We start from the raw sequence: 16216 nt of genomic DNA, 5'->3' as shown, positions 1-16216 counted from the left end.
ACCACCACCGCGAAGAGGAACGCCATGACCACCCCCCAGCACAGCGTGGCCCGTCCCCGGACGACAGCGCCCGCGGCCGGCACGCCGGCGATCGAGTTCGCCGGCGTGCTCAAGAACTACCTGTCGCACGGCGAGACCGTTCCCGCGGTCAAGCGGACCGACCTGGCCATCGCCCAGGGTGAGTTCTTCTCGCTGCTGGGCCCGTCGGGCTGCGGCAAGACCACGACGATGCGCATGATCGCCGGCTTCGAGGAGCCGACGGCGGGCACGGTGTTCCTCGACGGCAAGGACGTCACCCACGTCTCGGCCAACAAGCGCGACGTCAACATGGTGTTCCAGTCCTACGCGCTGTTCCCGCACCTGAACACGTACCAGAACGTGGCCTTCGGCCTGGAGCGCAAGAAGACCGGCAAGGACGAGATCAAGCGCCGGGTCGGCGAGATCCTCGAGATCGTGTCGCTGACCGGCATGGAGAAGCGCTCACCGCGGGAGATGTCCGGCGGTCAGCAGCAGCGCGTGGCGCTGGCCCGGGCCCTGGTCAACCGCCCGCGGGCGCTGCTGCTGGACGAGCCGCTGGGCGCGCTCGACCTCAAGCTGCGCCAGCAGATGCAGATCGAGCTCAAGCGCATCCAGCGCGAGGTCGGCATCACCTTCGTCTACGTCACCCACGACCAGGGTGAGGCACTGACCATGTCGGACCGGATCGCGGTCATGAACGCCGGCGTGATCGAGCAGCTCGGCTCGCCGCGGGAGATCTACGAGAAGCCCGCCACCCGGTTCGTGGCCGGCTTCATCGGCACCTCGAACATCGTGGACGGTCGTGTGGAGCGTGTGGAGGGCGGGCTGGCGCTGCTGTCGTACACCGCTCAGGATCGCGTGGTCGTGCCGGTGGAGGGCTCGGTGCGCACGGGGGACAAGGTCGAGGTGTCGATCCGGCCCGAGAAGATCGACCTACACCGTGGCGTCCCGCCCGTGACGGCGACCGGCGGAAGTGTGCTCTCGGGCACAGTGACCGAAGTCGTTTATCACGGAACCTCAACGAATTACACCGTAGCCACAGCGGCCGGTGCGGACTTTACTGTCTTCGATCAAAATGCCTCCAACGCCGACGATCTTGCCGACCGCGGCGACCGCGTCTATCTGACCTGGGCCCCCCAGCATTCATACATGATCGGAGTCTGATATGTCCGCGCCGAACTTTTCCGACCCCTCCCTGCTCCGCGGTCTGACCAGCCGCCGGTACGGGCGTCGCGACGCGCTGAAGCTCTCCGGTCTGGCCGCCTCGGCCGCCGCCCTCGCCGCCTGTGGCGTGCAGGGCAAGGGCACGTCGACGGCGAGCGCCGCTCCCGACGCCGTCGCGCAGTTCTGGAACGGCAAGGTGCAGAACAACAAGCTCCGTTTCGCGGGCTGGCCGCTCTACATGGACCCGAAGCAGCCCGAGCTCAAGGAATTCACCAAGAAGACCGGCATCACGGTGAAGTACGACGAGGTCATCCAGGAGATGGGCCCCTGGTTCGCCAAGGTGCAGCCGCAGCTGTCGGCCGGCCAGTCCATCGACTACGACCTCATGGTCATCACCAACAGCTTCCAGTTCTCCCAGTTCCGCGACTCGGGCTTCCTCGCGCCGCTCGACCTCTCGAAGCTGCCGAACTACACCAAGAACGCCGGCGAGGCGTACAAGAAGGAAGCGTTCGACCCGGGCAACCAGTACAGCATCCCGTGGGCGTCCGGCATGACGGGCATCGCCTACGACCGGTCGAAGACCAAGCGGGACATCACCAAGCTCGCCGACCTGTGGGACCCGGCCTTCAAGGGCAAGGTCGGCATGTTCTCCGACATCCAGGAGCTCGGCAACTTCGGCCTGCTGGCGGTCGGCGCCGACCCGGGCAAGTCCACCGCCGATGACTGGGAGAAGGCGGCGGCCAAGCTCAAGGAGCAGAAGGACAAGGGCATCGTCCGCAAGTACTACGACCAGAGCTACGTCGAGGCCCTCGGCTCGGGCGACGTCTGGATCACCCAGGCGTGGTCGGGTGACATCTTCCAGAAGAACATCTCCGACGGCACCGACTTCCAGTTCGTGATCCCCGAGGAGGGCGGCACGATCTGGACCGACAACATGACCATTCCGGTCACGGCGGAGAACCCGGTCGACGCGCTCAAGCTGATGGACTTCTTCTACGAGGTCCCGATCGCGGCGTCGCTGGCCAGCTACATCAACTACGTCTGCCCGGTGCCGGGCGCCCAGGCCCAGATGCGTGCCGACGCCGGCAAGCTGACCGGCGAGGACAAGGACGCGGCGCTCGCCGTGGCCAACAGCAAGCTCGTGTTCCCGACCGCCGCCGAGTACGGCAAGCTGCACTACTACGTGGCGTTCGAGTCGATCTCCGAGCAGCAGAAGTTCCAGAAGACCTTCGAACCTATCGTGCTGGGATGACATGAAAAACCGCGTAAAACGGCAGCTCGCGCCCTATCTGCTGGTTCTTCCCGGCGGGATCTGGCTGTTGATTTTCTTCGCGGTACCGATGATCACGATGTTGTCGCTCTCCCTCCAGGAGGGCGACATCGTGAACGGCTACCGCTTCACCGGGCACTGGCAGACCTATGTGGACGCCATCTCGTCGTACCAGACGCAGATCGTCCGGTCGCTGATCTACGGCGCCATCACGACGATCATCCTGATCGCGCTGGCCTTCCCGGTGGCGTACTGGATCGCCTTCCACGGCGGCAAGCGCAAGTCGACGTACCTCTTCTTGATGCTTCTGCCGTTCTTCGTGTCGTTCGTGCTGCGGACGATCTCGTGGGGGCAGATCCTGGCCGACGAGGGGCCGGTGATCGGCCCGCTGCGCTCCATCGGCCTGGTCGGCGACTCGTTCCACATTTTGGGCACGTCGTACGCGGTGATCGGCGGCCTGGTCTACAACTTCCTGCCGTTCATGGTGCTGCCGATCTACGTGGCGCTCGAGCGCATCGACCCGCGCGTGGTCGAGGCGGCGCGTGACCTGTACGCCAACCCGGCCACCACGTTCCGCAAGGTGATCTTCCCGCTGGCCCTGCCGGGTGTCTTCGCCGGCGTGCTCATGACGTTCGTCCCGGCCAGCTCGGACTACGTCAACTCGGCGGTGCTCGGCAGCGCCGGCACCACCATGATCGGCCAGGTCATCCAAGCCCAGTACCTGGTCAACTCCGACTATCCGACGGCCTCGGCGCTCTCGTTCGTGCTGATGGCGGTGCTGCTGATCGGCGTCTTCCTGTACGCCCGGATGCTCGGCACCGAAGACGTCATGAAGGTGGCCGCGCGATGACGACCCTCCTTTCGCCCGAGGCCCCCGTCTCGTCCGAGCCGCCGCGGACCAAGCCGCGCCGCCGGATCACCGGCACCGGCTTCATGCACGGCTACGTCTGGGTGATCATCGCCTGGCTCGTGCTGCCCATCGCGGTCATGATCGCGTTCGGCTTCAACGACACTCCCGGCCGCTACAACCAGGAGTGGGTGGGCTTCACGTTCAAGTGGTACGCGAGGCTGTTCGAGCTCTCGAACCTCACCCAGGCCCTGATCAACTCGATCCTCATCGCGATCGTGAGCAGCCTGCTGGCCGGAGCCCTGGGCACGGGCATCGGCTACGCCCTGGGCCGCTACCGCTTCCGGGGCGCCGGCTCCCTGAACCTGATCATGTTCGCCACCATCTCCAGCCCCGAGCTGATCATGGGCGCCTCCCTGCTGACCCTGTTCGCCTCGTTGCAGGTGGGCCTGGGCGCGGTCACGATCACCATCGCCCACGTGATGTTCTCCATCTCGTTCGTGGCCACGGTGGTCCGGGCCCGGGTGATGACCCTGGACCGCTCGGTGGAGGAGGCCGCGGCCGACCTGGGCGCGACCCCGTGGGTGACGTTCTGGAAGGTCACCTTCCCGATCATCCTGCCCGCCGTCTTCTCGGGCGTCCTGCTGGCCTTCGCCCTGTCGATCGACGACTTCATCGTCACGAACTTCACCGCCGGCACGACGGAGACGTTCCCGCTGTTCATCTGGGGCGCCACCCGCGTCGGCATCCCACCCCAGGTCAACGTCATGGGCACCTTGATCTTCGCGGTGGGCGTCCTGTTCGCCGTGATCAGCAACCTGCGCGCCCGCCGCGCCACGAAGAAGGACTGAGCTGTCCATGGGGCGGGGGTTCCGGCCTCCGCCCCATTTCCGGCTCTTCGGATATACGCTCCCCTAGTGGGCGAGCTTCGAGCGGACGCGCGGCGCAACCGGGAGCGCATCCTCGACGTGGCCCGCGTGGTGGTCCGGGAACAGGGCACGCAGGCCTCGCTGAGAGACGTGGCACGGCGCGCCGAGGTGGGCTTGGGAACCCTCTACCGCCATTTCCCCACACGCGACGCGCTGCTGGACCAGTTGATGCGCCGCCGCTTCGACCACTTGACGCTGCGTGCCGCCGCCTTGGCCGACCAGCACGAGCCCGGCAAGGCCCTGGAAACCTGGCTGATCGAGTTCGCCTACGGCGCCGGCGCCTACCAGGGCCTCCCCGCCTCGATCATGGCCACGCTGACCGAAGCGGACTCCCCGCTGTACTCCTCATGCGACGCCATGCGCAGCGCCGGGGGAGAGTTGCTGGCCAGCGCACAGAGGGCTGGAAAGATCCGGCCTGATCTTACGGCGGGGGAGCTTTTCGCTCTGGTGAACGCGGTCGCCTGGACCTTAGAGGCGGCCCCCGACCTGGAGGAGCGGGAGCGCCTCCTGCAGCTGATCGTCGAGGGCCTGCGGGTCCAGTCCGCTTGACTTTTCCTTGGCGCCCATCTTTTGAGCGCGTCTTTCTCGTGCCAGAATTGCGGAATCTCGCGGCAATTGGCTTTGACGCCCCGCGCGAATCTCTTCGCGCTGGGATATTCGCCGGGTCGGGGTGCCGGATTCGCGCCCGGACTTTGATGAGGCGTGCTGCTCCCTTCGGCGCTTCCCTTGGGGTCGTCTGGTGCGCTGGGTCTTGCGGTGTCTTTGGTGCTTGGGCGGTTGCTTTCTTCGGGGCGGTATCGTGCGTAAGATTTGCCGCTGCCTTTGGTGCTTGGGGATGTGCTTTTCTTGAGCCCAGGTTCTCGCGTCGCTCCGGCCGCGCTGGCTCTACTTTCACCGTGGCCTTTGCAGACGCGGGCGCTTGAGGCGGCGCTGTTTCTCGCGGCGCTGTCAGCGGCTCCCGCGCGGCGATGGGCAGCGGCGCTTCTTGCACTTGCCGTTGCGCGGCGGCGGGTGGTGGTGCTTGTTGTTGCGCGGTGGCCGGCGGTGGCGCTTGTTGTTGCACGGCAGCGGGTGGTGGCGCTTGCTGTTGCGCGGTGGCGGGCGGTCGTGCTTGTTGTTGCGCGATGGCGGGTGGTGGCGCTTGCTGTTGCGCTGTGGCCGAAGGCGGTGCTTGTTGTTGCGCGGCGGCGGGTACCGGCGCCGTTTGCTGCGGTTGCTCCTGCGCGGTCGTGCGCGCTGGTGCTTGGTGCTGCGCTTGCGTCCGCGCTCGGAACTGTGCCGGCGGCTGGGCGGCGGGCTGCGGCGCGGATGTCGGATCCGCGTTGCTCGCCTCGGCCTCCGCTTCCTCCCTGGCCAGGCGGTCACGTTCCTCCATGCGTAGCCGGAAGAGCTTGAAGCCATGGCGCTGCGCAAGCCCCCACTTGCGGCGCCGGTCGAACTCGCGCCGGTCCGCATCCCTCTCGGGCGACCACTTGCGCGAAAGCGTGCGATCAGTCATGGACGACAATTGCTTTCGGGAGAAGAGTCCAATCTGCTGGTATCGCATGACCAATTATCCCGTCATCCGCCCGCCACATCCATACGCAGGGCGTTGTCGATCATGTCAATTCGGCAAACGGAGATCAGCTGAAATCTCAGCAAAAAAGCAGTGAGTGGATCATTAAAGGGGCGGTAGAATAATGCGAGAAGTGGGCGAAGGTTCAGCGCAATTCCGCGCCTGCTTCATGGCGAGCAGAAAGGCCCGGCCATGGAGCCAGCGTGAGTCGGTCAGCGCGACGCACCCACGCGCCGGCTTCCGTGGCATGCGAAAGCCCGGCCACGCAGTCAACGTGAGTCGGGCGATGCGGCGCACCCACGCGCCCACTTCCATGGCGAGCGGAAAGCCCAGCCGCGCAGTCAACGTGAGTCGGCCAGGGCGGCGCACCCGCGCGCCATACTCCGTGGCGAGCAGAAAGGACCGACCACCTCGCGAGGAGAAGGATGGGCCACCCCGCGAGCAGAAGGATGGGCCACCCCGCGAGCAGAAGGATGGGCCACCCCGCGAGCAGAAGGAAGGGCCTCCCCACGAGGAGAAGGACGGGCTTCCCCGCGAGCGGAAAGGACCGGCCACCCAGTGGGCAGAAAGCCGGCCCTCAAAGTGGGCCGGCCCCCAACACGATCAAAGATCCACCCCGGTAAGAACCATGACCCGGGGCTCGGTGTAGTCCTCCATCGCGCTGGCCACCCCCTCGCGACCCGCCCCGCTGCCCTTCACGCCGCCGTACGGCATCTGATCAGCCCGGAAACTGGGCACATCACCGATGATCACGCCGCCCACCTCGAGTCGCCGGTGAGCGGTGAACGCCAGGTCGAGCCGTCTGGTGAACACCCCGGCCTGCAATCCATACGCCGACGCGTTGATCGCCTTCAGGCCTTCCTCGTCGGACGCCACCGATGACAGGACTAGCACCGGGCCGAAGACCTCCTCCGCCCATACCTTTGCGTCCGGGGGTACGTCGGTCAGGACCGTCGGGGTGATCTGATTGCCCGATCGCGTGCCTCCCGTCAGGATCCGGCCGCCCTTTGTCACCGCCTCCTCGATCCATTCCTCGATGCGGTCCGCCGCGCGTGCGTCGATCACCGGGCCCACGTCGGCCGTCTTGTCCAGTGCCTCGACCGCCGCCACCAACAACGGCTCGAACGCCGGCGCATGCTGGGCGTGTACCAGCACCCGCTGCACCGCGATGCAACTCTGGCCGGCCTGGTAGTTCCCGAACGTCGCGATTCTCTGGGCCGCGAACTCCAGGTCGTCCCAATCCGCCGCGATCAACGCTGCCGCGTTTCCGCCCAGTTCCAGGGTCACGTGCTTCTGTGGCACGGCGGCCTGGATCTGCGCTCCCACCGGGCCGCTGCCCGTGAACGACACCACCGGCAGGCGCGGGTCCGCCACCAGTGACGGCATGCGGTCGTTCGGGACCGGCAGCACCGAGAACATCCCGGGCGGCAGGTCCAGGCCGGCCATGATCTCGCCCAGCAGCAGTGCCGTCAGCGGGGTGGCTGGGGCCGGCTTCACGATGATCGGCGTGCCCACCGCCAGGGCCGGCGCCACCTTGTGGGCGACCAGGTTCAGCGGGAAGTTGAACGGCGCGATTCCCAGCACCGGGCCGCGCGGCACCCTCCGTACCAGCGCGATCCTCCCCGCCGCGGCCGGGTCGGTGTCGAGGCGCTGAAGGTCGCCCGAGAAGCGCCGGGTCTCCTCGGCCGCCCAGCGGAACGTCGACACCGCGCGGCTCACCTCGGCGGCCGCCCATTTGGCCGGTTTGCCGTTCTCGGCGGTGATCAGCTCGGCGATCTCACCGGAGCGGCGCGCGAGCTGCCGGCTGATCTCATCCAGCGCCGAAGCCCGAGCCGCGGCGGACAAATCGGGCGCGACGAAGGAGGGCGTGGTCGAGGAGGGCGTGGTCGAGGAGAGCGTGGGCGAGGAGGACCCGGCTGAGGAAGGGCCGGTGAACGCGGACACGGCAAAGGCGGCCGCAACCGCCTCCTCGATCTGGGCGGGCGTCGCCAAGGAGGTCGTGCCCACGACCTCGCCCGTGGCGGGGTTGCGGACCGTCAAGGTCTCGCTGCTGGTGGCCGGGCGGCCGGCTACGTAGAAGGGGATCACGGGCGCAGCGTACCCAGAGATGTAACACGGAAATAGTTGTCAGGGCTTCCGTTCGCCACGGAATCAGTGAAATGATCCGAGCTCTAAGCCTGAAGGAGTTGAGACATGCCCAGCTCGGCCGATCTGCACCGGCGTCGCGCCGCGGTTGTCGCTCGCGGGGTCAGCAGCATGATCCCGGCGTACGTCGACACCGCCGCGGGCGGCACCCTGACCGATGTCGAGGGGCGCGAGTGGATCGACTTCGCGGCCGGCATCGCCGTCACCAACGTGGGCAACTCCGCGCCCAAGGTGGTCGCGGCGGTCAAGGCTCAGGTCGAGCGGTTCACCCACACCTGCTTCATGATCGCGCCCTATGAGCAGTACGTCGCGGTCTGCGAGGAGCTGGCCGCGCTCACCCCGGGCGACTTCGAGAAGCGGTCGGCCCTGTTCAACTCCGGGGCCGAGGCCGTCGAGAACGCGGTGAAGATCGCCCGGCACGCCACCGGACGTCAGGCGGTCGTCGTCTTCGACCACGCGTATCACGGGCGCACGAACCTCACCATGGCGCTCACGGCGAAGGTCATGCCGTACAAGCAGGGGTTCGGTCCCTTCGCCGGTGAGATCTACCGGGTCCAGATGTCGTACCCGTTCCGCGACGGCCGGTCCGGCGCCGAGGCCGCCGCGTACGCCATCGGCCAGATCGAGAAGACCGTGGGCGCGGTGAACGTCGCCGCCGTGCTCATCGAGCCCGTGCAGGGTGAGGGCGGCTTCGTCGTGCCGGCCGAGGGGTTCCTGCCCGCGCTGGCCGAGTGGAGCCGGGAAAACGGAGCGGTGTTCATCGCCGACGAGATCCAGACCGGGTTCTGCCGCACCGGCGCCTGGTTCGCCAGTGAGCACGAGGGCGTCGTCCCCGACCTGATCACCACGGCCAAGGGCATCGCCGGCGGGCTTCCGCTGGCCGCGGTCACCGGCCGGGCCGAGCTGATGGACGCCGTGCACCCGGGTGGGCTCGGGGGGACGTACGGCGGAAACCCGATCGCCTGCGCCGCCGCCCTGGCCTCGATCGAGACCATGCGCGAGCTCGACCTGGCCGCCGCCGCCCGGCACATCGAGGCCGTGGCCCGGCCCCGCCTCGAGGCGCTCGCCGCCAAGCACCCGGTGATCGGGGAGATCCGCGGCCGCGGCGCCATGCTCGCACTGGAGCTGGTCAAGGAGAACAAAGAACCCGATCCGAACACCACGGCGGCCGTGCAGAAGAAGGCCCACGAGCTGGGCCTCCTGCTCCTGACCTGCGGCACCTACGGCAACGTCGTCCGCCTGCTGCCGCCCCTGATCATTTCCGACGACGAACTCGACCGCGGCCTCACCCTGCTCGAGCAGAGCTTTTAAGGAGCACCCCTTGACCGACCTCCAGTCACCCGACTACGAGAAGCTGGCCGGCGACGCCAAAGACCACCTGTGGATGCACTTCACGCGGCTGTCGAGCTACAAGAAGGCCGACATCCCGATGATCGTGCGCGGCGACGGCTGCTACGTCTGGGACTCCACCGGCCGCAAATATCTCGACGGCCTGTCCGCCCTGTTCGTCGTGCAGACCGGGCACGGCCGGCAGGAGCTGGCCGAGGCCGCGGCCAAGCAGGCCGGCGAGCTCGCCTACTTCCCGATCTGGTCGTACGCGCACCCCAAGGCGGTCGAGCTGGCCGACCGGATCGCCGACCTCACCCCGGGCGACCTCAACCGGGTCTTCTTCACCACCGGCGGTTCCGAGGCCGTCGAGTCGGCGTGGAAGCTCGCCCGCTCGTACTTCAAGCGCACCGGCAAGCCCACCAAGACCAAGGTGCTGTCGCGCTCGATCGCCTATCACGGCACCTCCATGGGCGCCCTGTCGATCACCGGCATCCCCGCCCTCAAGCAGGACTTCGAGCCGCTCGTGCCGTCGACCTTCCGGGTGCCGAACACGAACTACTACCGCCGCCCCGACGAGAACATGACGCCGGAGCAGTTCGGTGTCTGGGCCGCCGACCGCATCGCCGAGGCGATCGAGTTCGAGGGTCCCGACACGGTGGCCGCGGTCTTCCTCGAGCCGGTGCAGAACGCCGGCGGCTGCTTCCCGCCGCCGCCCGGATATTTCCAGCGGGTCCGCGAGATCTGCGACCGCTACGACGTGCTGCTCGTCTCCGACGACGTGATCTGCGGCTTCGGCCGCCTGGGCGAATACTTCGGCGGCAACAAGTACGGCTACACGCCCGACATCATCACCGTCGCCAAGGGCCTGACCAGCGGGTACGTCCCGATGGGGGCGATGATCGCGTCGGATCGCCTGGCCGAGCCCTTCCTCGAGGGCACCAACTGGTTCGCGCACGGCATCACCTACGGCGGCCACCCGGTCGCCTCGGCCGTGGCCCTGGCCAACCTCGACATCATGGAGCGGGAGAACCTCAACGGTCACGTCCGGGACAACAGTGATCTGTTCCGGTCGTACCTCGAGCGCCTCACCGACCTTCCGATCGTCGGCGACGTCCGCGGCGACGGCTACTTCTTCGGCCTCGAACTGGTCAAGGACAAGGCCACCAAGGAGACCTTCAACGAGGAGGAGTCGGAGCGCCTGCTGCGCGGCTTCCTCTCGCACGCGCTGTTCGACGCGGGCCTCTACTGCCGCGCCGACGACCGGGGCGACCCGGTGATCCAGCTCGCGCCGCCGCTGATCGCCGGCGAGGCGCAGTTCCAGGAGATCGAGCAGATTCTGCGCTCGGTGCTGACCGAGGCGTCGAACCAGCTCTGAGCTCCGGCGGACGGCCGCCCCTCTATGGGGCAGGGGCGGCCTCTGCCGTCGTCTCCGGAGGCCCGCCTCCCGGTTCCGGCGACGACGTCTGCGGCACCGGAGACGTCGAGATCGGCGGTGGCGAGGTCTTCGGTCCCTCGGTCACGGTTTCCTGGTGTACGGGCCCAGGTGCGACCGGCGGCGGGGTGCGCCTCGGGCGCTTCGTCTCCTCGGCGAGCCGGGACCGTTCGCGTGGCTGGTTCCTTTCCCGCGGATTGTCGTCTCCGGCGGGGGTGCCGGTCACGTTCGGCGCGACGGGACCGCGCTCCGGTGGATAGGTGTAACCGAAAACGTCGCGGCCGAGGGCGAGTCCGGCGATGACGACACCGAGGAAAGCCATCAGGGCCATGAAACCGCGCAATCCGCCCGCCTTGAATTGTGGTGAGACTCGTGTGCGCTGATCAACGGGCGGCGGCGGGACTTGGTTACGTCTCGGTCGTCCGCAGGGCGCCCCGCCGCTGCTCGTAGATGCCGGCCAGGACCGTCGCGACCAGGATGAGGGTCACCGCTCCGACGGCCAGCACCGGTTCCAGCGACTCGAGGAAGCCGAGCCCGGCGATCACCGGGATGACCGCCGCCGGCCACGGCCAGGCCGACCGCAGCCGGCCCGACGTCCCCATCATCACGACGGCGACGCCGACCAGATAGAGGGCCACACCGCCGTGCAGCGCCCAGCGGCCGGCGCTGTCGAGCTCGCCCGCCGGATGCACCACGAACTGCTCGATGCCGACCGCCGCGATCGCCAGGCCGACGATCAAGGGCAGATGACCATAGATGTACGCGTCGACGACCCCACTCTCCTCGTCCTCGTCGCTGTCCTCGATCAGTTCCCGCTTGCCGGCCGCGCCACCGAGGTCGAAGTAGACCCACCACAGGGCGGCCACCGCGCAGAAGGCGACCCCGGCCGCCACCACCGACGAACCGGACCAGTGCGCGTCGTGCACGCCGGTGGCGAGCGAGGCGATCGACTCGCCCAGCACCAGAATCACGAACAGGCCGAACCGCTCCGGCATGTGATCGAGGTGCAGGGGCACGTCGTCGCCGAGGCGGGTGGCGACCAGGGGAGCGGTGGCCTCGATCAGGATGCCGGCGGCCCACAGGACGTACCGCGGGGTGCCCTCCACCGGGATGGACGCGGCCCACAGGACGGCCGCGACGCCGGCGCCGGTCAGGTAGATGGCGATCGTGCGCCTGGCGTCGGGCACGTGGCGGTACGCACGGGCGTACAGAAGAAGGAGAATGACCCGCGTCGCGAGATAGCAGGCGGCGAAGCGGGCGCCGTCGGCGCCGGTGGCGGACTGGGCCGACGCGGCCATGCCCACGACGGCGCCGGTCATGGCGAGCTTGGCGATCCGGTAGATGACGTCGTTGGTGTCGAACCGGTTGGCGTAGAGCGTGGTGGTCACCCAGGACCACCAGGTCACCACCAGAAGCCCGGCGAAGGTGAGGGCACCGCCGAAGTCGAGGTGGCCGGCGAACGAATGGGCGAGCTCGGCCACGACGAGCACATAGGCGAGGTCGAAGAACAGCTCGAGCCGGGTGGCGTGCCGTTCCTCCTCGGTGCGCAGCCGGGGCGGCTCGATCAGGGGCGCTTGGCGGTCGTTGCTCATCGACCGACGCATTTCCCTCGGGCCGGCGGTTCTACGCGTCGTTTCCTAGAATCCGGCCGTGTTCGAATACCACGGTTGGATCACCCTGAGGGCGACGGCCGCCGCGACCGACGCCGCCGACGACTTCGAAGCGGAGCACCTGCCCGGAATCGTCGACACCCTCCGGGCCCACCTGGCTGCCGTCGACAGCCCCTATCTGGCGGATCTCCGCTACATGAACGGCCAGGCCTTCCTTCATGTGGGCGGATTCTCCAACCATCGGGCCGACCCGGACGTCAACGACCTTTTCCGGTACGTCTCGGAGATCGCCCCCGGCTCGTACGGCCTGCTCCACACCCTCGACGACGAGGCACCCGGCCACGAGAACGAGGTCCGCGTCCTGCGCCTGGTCCGGGGAGAGCTCTCGGCCCACCGGGAGCCGCTGCTGTCGCCGGTCGTTCCGGCGCTCGAGGACCCGTATTCGTCTTAGCGGAACGGCAGCACGCAGACTTCGGGTTCCGGTTCCGCGACCGGCCGCTGATCCGGGGGGAGTGCGGCTTTCACGCCGCCCTCCGGAGCGGCGTTCCGCTCGGAGAACGGGATCCCGGCCCATGCCTCGGCCGTGAGCGAGGCGTTGGATTTCGCGTCCGCTGTGAGCGGCGGCCTGGCTCTGGCGGCGTTGGACTCGGGCGGGAGCGACGCGGTGGTCTTGGCGCCGTTCGTCTTGGCCCAGCTCGCGAGCCGCCGTCCGGAGGAGGGCGGCCGATTGGCGGCCGCCCGGCTTCCGGCCTTCCTCGACCTTGGCAGGAGGGCCGTCGAGGCCGCGGTGGGGAAGAGCGCGACGGCGGAGGCGGGGCCGGCGTCCAGGAAGGCAAGGGCTTCCGCGGCGGGGACGGTGGAAGTGAGAGCCGGGAGGGCTGGAGAGGAGACCAGCACGGCCGGTGCGGTCCGGTTGGTGGTGCGGCGGATGTGGAGCCAGGAGAGCCAGCCGAGGCCGATGATGAAGCCGAAGCTGATGATGCGGTAGAGGACGACAGTGGCTACCGCGGCCGGGGTGGTGACGCCGCCGGCGATCAGGCCGAGGATCAGGGCGCTGTCGATGATGCCCAGCCCGCCGGGGACGATCGTGATGGTGCCGGCCGCCATGGCGGCGCAGAAGGCCAGCAGGACCGCAGTCAGGCCGGCCGGGTGTTCGCCCACGGCGCGGAAGCACAGCCAGAGGCAGATGGCGTCGAGGAACCAGTTGGCCACGGCCAGGATCGCGGCGGCGGCTCCGTGCGCGGGGCGCAGGCGGGCGGCGCGCAACTGCTGGAGGAAGTCGCGGATGCTGTCCTGGCCGTGGGTGGCCGGGCGGCGGCGCAGGCGGTTCACGGCGGCCAGCGGGGTGCGGATCAGGGCCTCGGCCGACTCGGGGCGCCTGGCCACCCGGCGGGCGCCCAGGATCAGCAGGATCGTGGCCACCAGCAGGGCGGCCAGGTGGGTCCAGTCGGCGCCGCCGCCGGCCGCCAGGGCGCTGCCCACGGTGACCACGGCCAGGGCGCAGGCCGACAGGATGCCGCTGAGCGCGATGGTCCAGGAGGCGATGGCGGGGCTGGCGCCGAAGCGGCGCATCTGCTGATAGTTGAGCCGCGTCGAGAAGGCGGCGCCGCCGGGCAGGGTCTCGTTGAGCGAGTGGGCCGCGTACGTGAGCCGGACGTTGTCGAGGTGTGACGCCCGGACCCCGGCCGACTGGAGGAGCCGGCCCTGCATGCGGGCGTAGGCGCCCATTGCCGCGACCTCGGCCAGGGTGGCCAGGGCGAGCCAGCCGACGTGGGGTGTCCGCAGCTGGTGCAGGGCGCCGGCCAGCGACGACCAGCCCAGCACCAGCTCGACGGCGAACAGGGCCACGATCGCGATCACGCCGGCGATCCGGAGGCGCCGGCCCCAGCGGCTGCGCGCGACCGGCGGATCGTCCTCCGCCGCGGTCTCGGCGGACCGCTCCACTGCTTGTGTCACCGCTGGCTCCTGGCGTGCCCGATGGTTGCCTCGTACAAGGATCAGCCAAAGATTGCCTATCACGCAAGTTTTCTCACTGAGAAGCAAATCACGTGCCCTGCGTCAGGAGCAACGCCGATGATCGACTCCGCATGCCCGCGCGTGAGCAGCGTCGCAATCCGGTGTTCGGCCGTCGTGCGCTCCTAAGTGGACGTGCTGGCGGAATGCTTTGCGACGCAACGGATCCGACCAGAACCAGACCGTCCATGAAGGATCCGGTGAGCCGCGGCGCGGAAAATGGTGCGGAAGTGACGACTGGGACTGCCGTGGCGCATGAATCCCATATCAGGTGCGAATCAAACATGAAAGAAATGTCAAGACATCGCTTAAACGAGAGACATATACGACTTATGCCGTCGAAGATCGGTCTGTGGTTGCGGAAAGACCCGGCCGGCCGCTGGCGGCGCTCCTCGCCTCCGTGGTGACGTTCTCGCTGCTCATGGTGCCCGGCGTGGCGTACGCCGCGTCCTCCATCACGACTTCGGCCGACGCCGTGCGGGTGGAGCTCAACCTGCTCGGCCTCGCACCCAAGATCACCATTCCGGAAACGTCGGACTGGCACGACGACGCGGCCGAGACGCACAACGTCGCCCTGGCCAACGTGCCTCTCGTGCTCAACACGGGCGCCGTCAGCACGGTGGCCGAGCCCGCGACCCGCGGCGCCCGGGCGCAGAGCCGCGTCGCCGGTCTCAACCTGCTGAACAACACGATCTCGGCCGACGCCGTCGATTCGGCCTGCAAGATGACGGCCGACGAGTTCACGGCGGGGGTGACGATCGCCGACCTCAAGGTCCTCGGCCTCACCGCCAGTGTGGCCGCGAACGTCAGCGTCAACATTCCCGGCATCCTGACCGCCAAGACCAATTATCAGTACGCCACCTGGAACACCTCGACGGGCAAGTTCGACGTCACGGTACGGGCGGTGAGCGTCGACGCCATCAAGGTGCTCAGCACCCTGCTCAGCGGCAGCGTGGTGGTGGCCGAGGCGTACTGCACCGGCACCGTCAAGCTCGGCGCCGTCGCCACCGGGCCCACCTCGCTGGTGCCCGGCGAGTCGGGCACGCCCTGGGTCACGGTGGCCAACACCGGCGAGGTCGCCGCGCCGCACACCACGATCCGGATCCCCAAGCCCGACCCGAACTACTACACCCTCAAGCCGGCCACAGTCGGCGACATCGCCTGCGACATGACGTCGAACGCGAACTTCATCATCTGCGAGGACGTCGTCGTCCCCGGCAAGAGCACGGCCCGGGTCAACCTGCCGGTCCAGCTGAAGCCGTCGGCCACCGGATCGGCCCCGCCGTGGTCGCCGGGGACCGACACGATCACGGCGACCAGCGTCCCGGTGCCCGGCGCCCCCACCGCCACGATGACCGTCAAGGGCCAGGGCCCGCTCGTCTCCGCACTCGGCCGGTCGACGACCAGCGGCGCCTTCACGGTCAACCCGGCCCAGCTCGCCGCCGGCAAGAGCACCCAGGCCACCATCCGGCTCACCAACAACGGCCCCTCGGACGCCGACGACGCCGTCATCACCGTCCCGCTCACCGGCCTTCCCAGCGGCGTCACGGTCGGTTCCGCCTCGATCCCCGGCGGCCAGTGCTCGGTCGCCAACGGCAACGTCAGATGTACGGGGGTGCCGGTGGCCGGGAACGGCACCACCACCCTCACCCTCAACGTCTCCGCCACCGGCACCACCACCCCCGGCAGCACCTGGGACGTCACCAACATCACGACCAGCCTGAACGGCACCGCGGTGACCGGGCACGGCCGGCTGCTCACCATCACCGACCCCGACGTCAACCTGACCGGCGGGGTCAGCATCACCCCGGCCGCCGTGACCCCGGGCGGGCCCGAGGCCACCGCGACCATCAGGATCGCCAACTCCGGCGCGCTCGCCGCCGCCGGAACCACCGTCACGATCA

The 16216-nt window shown here is 68.5% G+C and carries 11 protein-coding genes and 1 pseudogene; 9 read left to right on the top strand and 3 right to left on the bottom strand.

Translation table 11 applies throughout. The annotated features are described in order from the left end of the window. The first annotated feature begins 24 nt into the window (after positions 1-24). The 5 genes from ACQP2X_RS29810 to ACQP2X_RS29790 all read left to right on the top strand — a co-directional run bounded on the left by ACQP2X_RS29810 (position 25) and on the right by ACQP2X_RS29790 (position 4777). A complete protein-coding gene (locus ACQP2X_RS29810) occupies positions 25-1182 on the top strand; it encodes an ABC transporter ATP-binding protein (RefSeq protein WP_498687460.1) in 1158 nt (385 codons plus the stop codon). A 1-nt stretch (position 1183) separates the two neighbouring features. Further along, positions 1184-2434, top strand: a complete 1251-nt coding sequence (locus ACQP2X_RS29805; RefSeq protein ID WP_498687458.1) for a polyamine ABC transporter substrate-binding protein — start codon at positions 1184-1186, stop codon at positions 2432-2434. 1 nt (position 2435) lies between these two features. Next, positions 2436-3302, top strand: a complete 867-nt coding sequence (locus ACQP2X_RS29800) for an ABC transporter permease (protein ID WP_498687456.1) — start codon at positions 2436-2438, stop codon at positions 3300-3302. After that, positions 3299-4150 (top strand): ABC transporter permease, encoded by an 852-nt coding sequence (locus ACQP2X_RS29795; RefSeq protein WP_498687455.1) that lies wholly within the window; start codon positions 3299-3301, stop codon positions 4148-4150. The genes ACQP2X_RS29800 and ACQP2X_RS29795 overlap by 4 nt, the downstream gene beginning before the upstream one ends. Before the next feature lie 66 nt (positions 4151-4216). Further along, complete coding sequence (locus ACQP2X_RS29790) at positions 4217-4777, top strand: TetR/AcrR family transcriptional regulator (RefSeq protein WP_498687453.1); 561 nt, start codon at positions 4217-4219, stop codon at positions 4775-4777. A gap of 1609 nt (positions 4778-6386) precedes the next feature. On the opposite strand, the gene ACQP2X_RS29785 is transcribed toward ACQP2X_RS29790, so the two are convergent. Further along, positions 6387-7871, bottom strand: coding sequence for an aldehyde dehydrogenase family protein (locus ACQP2X_RS29785; protein ID WP_498687452.1), 1485 nt, complete (start codon positions 7869-7871; stop codon positions 6387-6389). Between the two features lie 105 nt (positions 7872-7976). On the opposite strand from ACQP2X_RS29785, the gene gabT reads away from it, so the two are divergent. After that, positions 7977-9239, top strand: coding sequence for a 4-aminobutyrate--2-oxoglutarate transaminase (gabT, locus tag ACQP2X_RS29780; RefSeq protein ID WP_498687450.1), 1263 nt, complete (start codon positions 7977-7979; stop codon positions 9237-9239). Positions 9240-9312: 73 nt separating this feature from the next. Continuing rightward, the gene (locus ACQP2X_RS29775) at positions 9313-10632 is read left to right on the top strand and encodes an aspartate aminotransferase family protein (protein WP_498701081.1); all 1320 of its coding nucleotides are present in this window, start codon (positions 9313-9315) and stop codon (positions 10630-10632) included. Positions 10633-11096: 464 nt separating this feature from the next. Here the strand turns inward: ACQP2X_RS29775 and ACQP2X_RS29770 are convergent, their stop codons facing one another. Next, entirely contained in the window at positions 11097-12281 is a 1185-nt protein-coding gene (locus ACQP2X_RS29770; protein WP_498687446.1) for a low temperature requirement protein A, read from the bottom strand. Positions 12282-12339: 58 nt separating this feature from the next. Here ACQP2X_RS29770 and ACQP2X_RS29765 point away from each other — a divergent pair, with 58 nt between their 5' ends. Then, positions 12340-12750, top strand: coding sequence for an Imm7 family immunity protein (locus ACQP2X_RS29765; RefSeq protein WP_498687444.1), 411 nt, complete (start codon positions 12340-12342; stop codon positions 12748-12750). On the opposite strand, the gene ACQP2X_RS29760 is transcribed toward ACQP2X_RS29765, so the two are convergent. Continuing rightward, on the bottom strand, positions 12747-14255 hold the full coding sequence (locus tag ACQP2X_RS29760) for a lysylphosphatidylglycerol synthase transmembrane domain-containing protein (RefSeq protein WP_498687442.1): 1509 nt from the start codon (positions 14253-14255) through the stop codon (positions 12747-12749). The two genes, ACQP2X_RS29765 and ACQP2X_RS29760, sit on opposite strands and share 4 nt — an antisense overlap. A gap of 478 nt (positions 14256-14733) precedes the next feature. Between ACQP2X_RS29760 and ACQP2X_RS29755 the strand changes: the two are divergent. Continuing rightward, a pseudogene (locus ACQP2X_RS29755) lies at positions 14734-15942 on the top strand (choice-of-anchor P family protein); the annotation flags it as partial. Positions 15943-16216: the final 274 nt, after the last annotated feature.

This window comes from Actinoplanes sp. CA-131856 (genome assembly GCF_050956135.1).
In the GTDB taxonomy this organism is placed as follows: Bacteria; Actinomycetota; Actinomycetes; order Mycobacteriales; family Micromonosporaceae; genus Actinoplanes.
Note: the sequence above shows the minus strand (reverse complement) of the source record. Positions and strands in the feature narration are given on the sequence as shown.

Bases quoted from the DNA above. Each gene is read 5' to 3' on its own strand.
- ACQP2X_RS29810 (WP_498687460.1), top strand. From the start codon at position 25: ATGACCACCCCCCAGCACAGCGTGGCCCGTCCCCGGACGACAGCGCCC.
- ACQP2X_RS29805 (WP_498687458.1), top strand. From the start codon at position 1,184: ATGTCCGCGCCGAACTTTTCCGACCCCTCCCTGCTCCGCGGTCTGACC.
- ACQP2X_RS29800 (WP_498687456.1), top strand. From the start codon at position 2,436: ATGAAAAACCGCGTAAAACGGCAGCTCGCGCCCTATCTGCTGGTTCTT.
- ACQP2X_RS29795 (WP_498687455.1), top strand. From the start codon at position 3,299: ATGACGACCCTCCTTTCGCCCGAGGCCCCCGTCTCGTCCGAGCCGCCG.
- gabT (WP_498687450.1), top strand. From the start codon at position 7,977: ATGCCCAGCTCGGCCGATCTGCACCGGCGTCGCGCCGCGGTTGTCGCT.
- ACQP2X_RS29775 (WP_498701081.1), top strand. From the start codon at position 9,313: ATGCACTTCACGCGGCTGTCGAGCTACAAGAAGGCCGACATCCCGATG.
- ACQP2X_RS29770 (WP_498687446.1), bottom strand. From the start codon at position 12,281: ATGAGCAACGACCGCCAAGCGCCCCTGATCGAGCCGCCCCGGCTGCGC.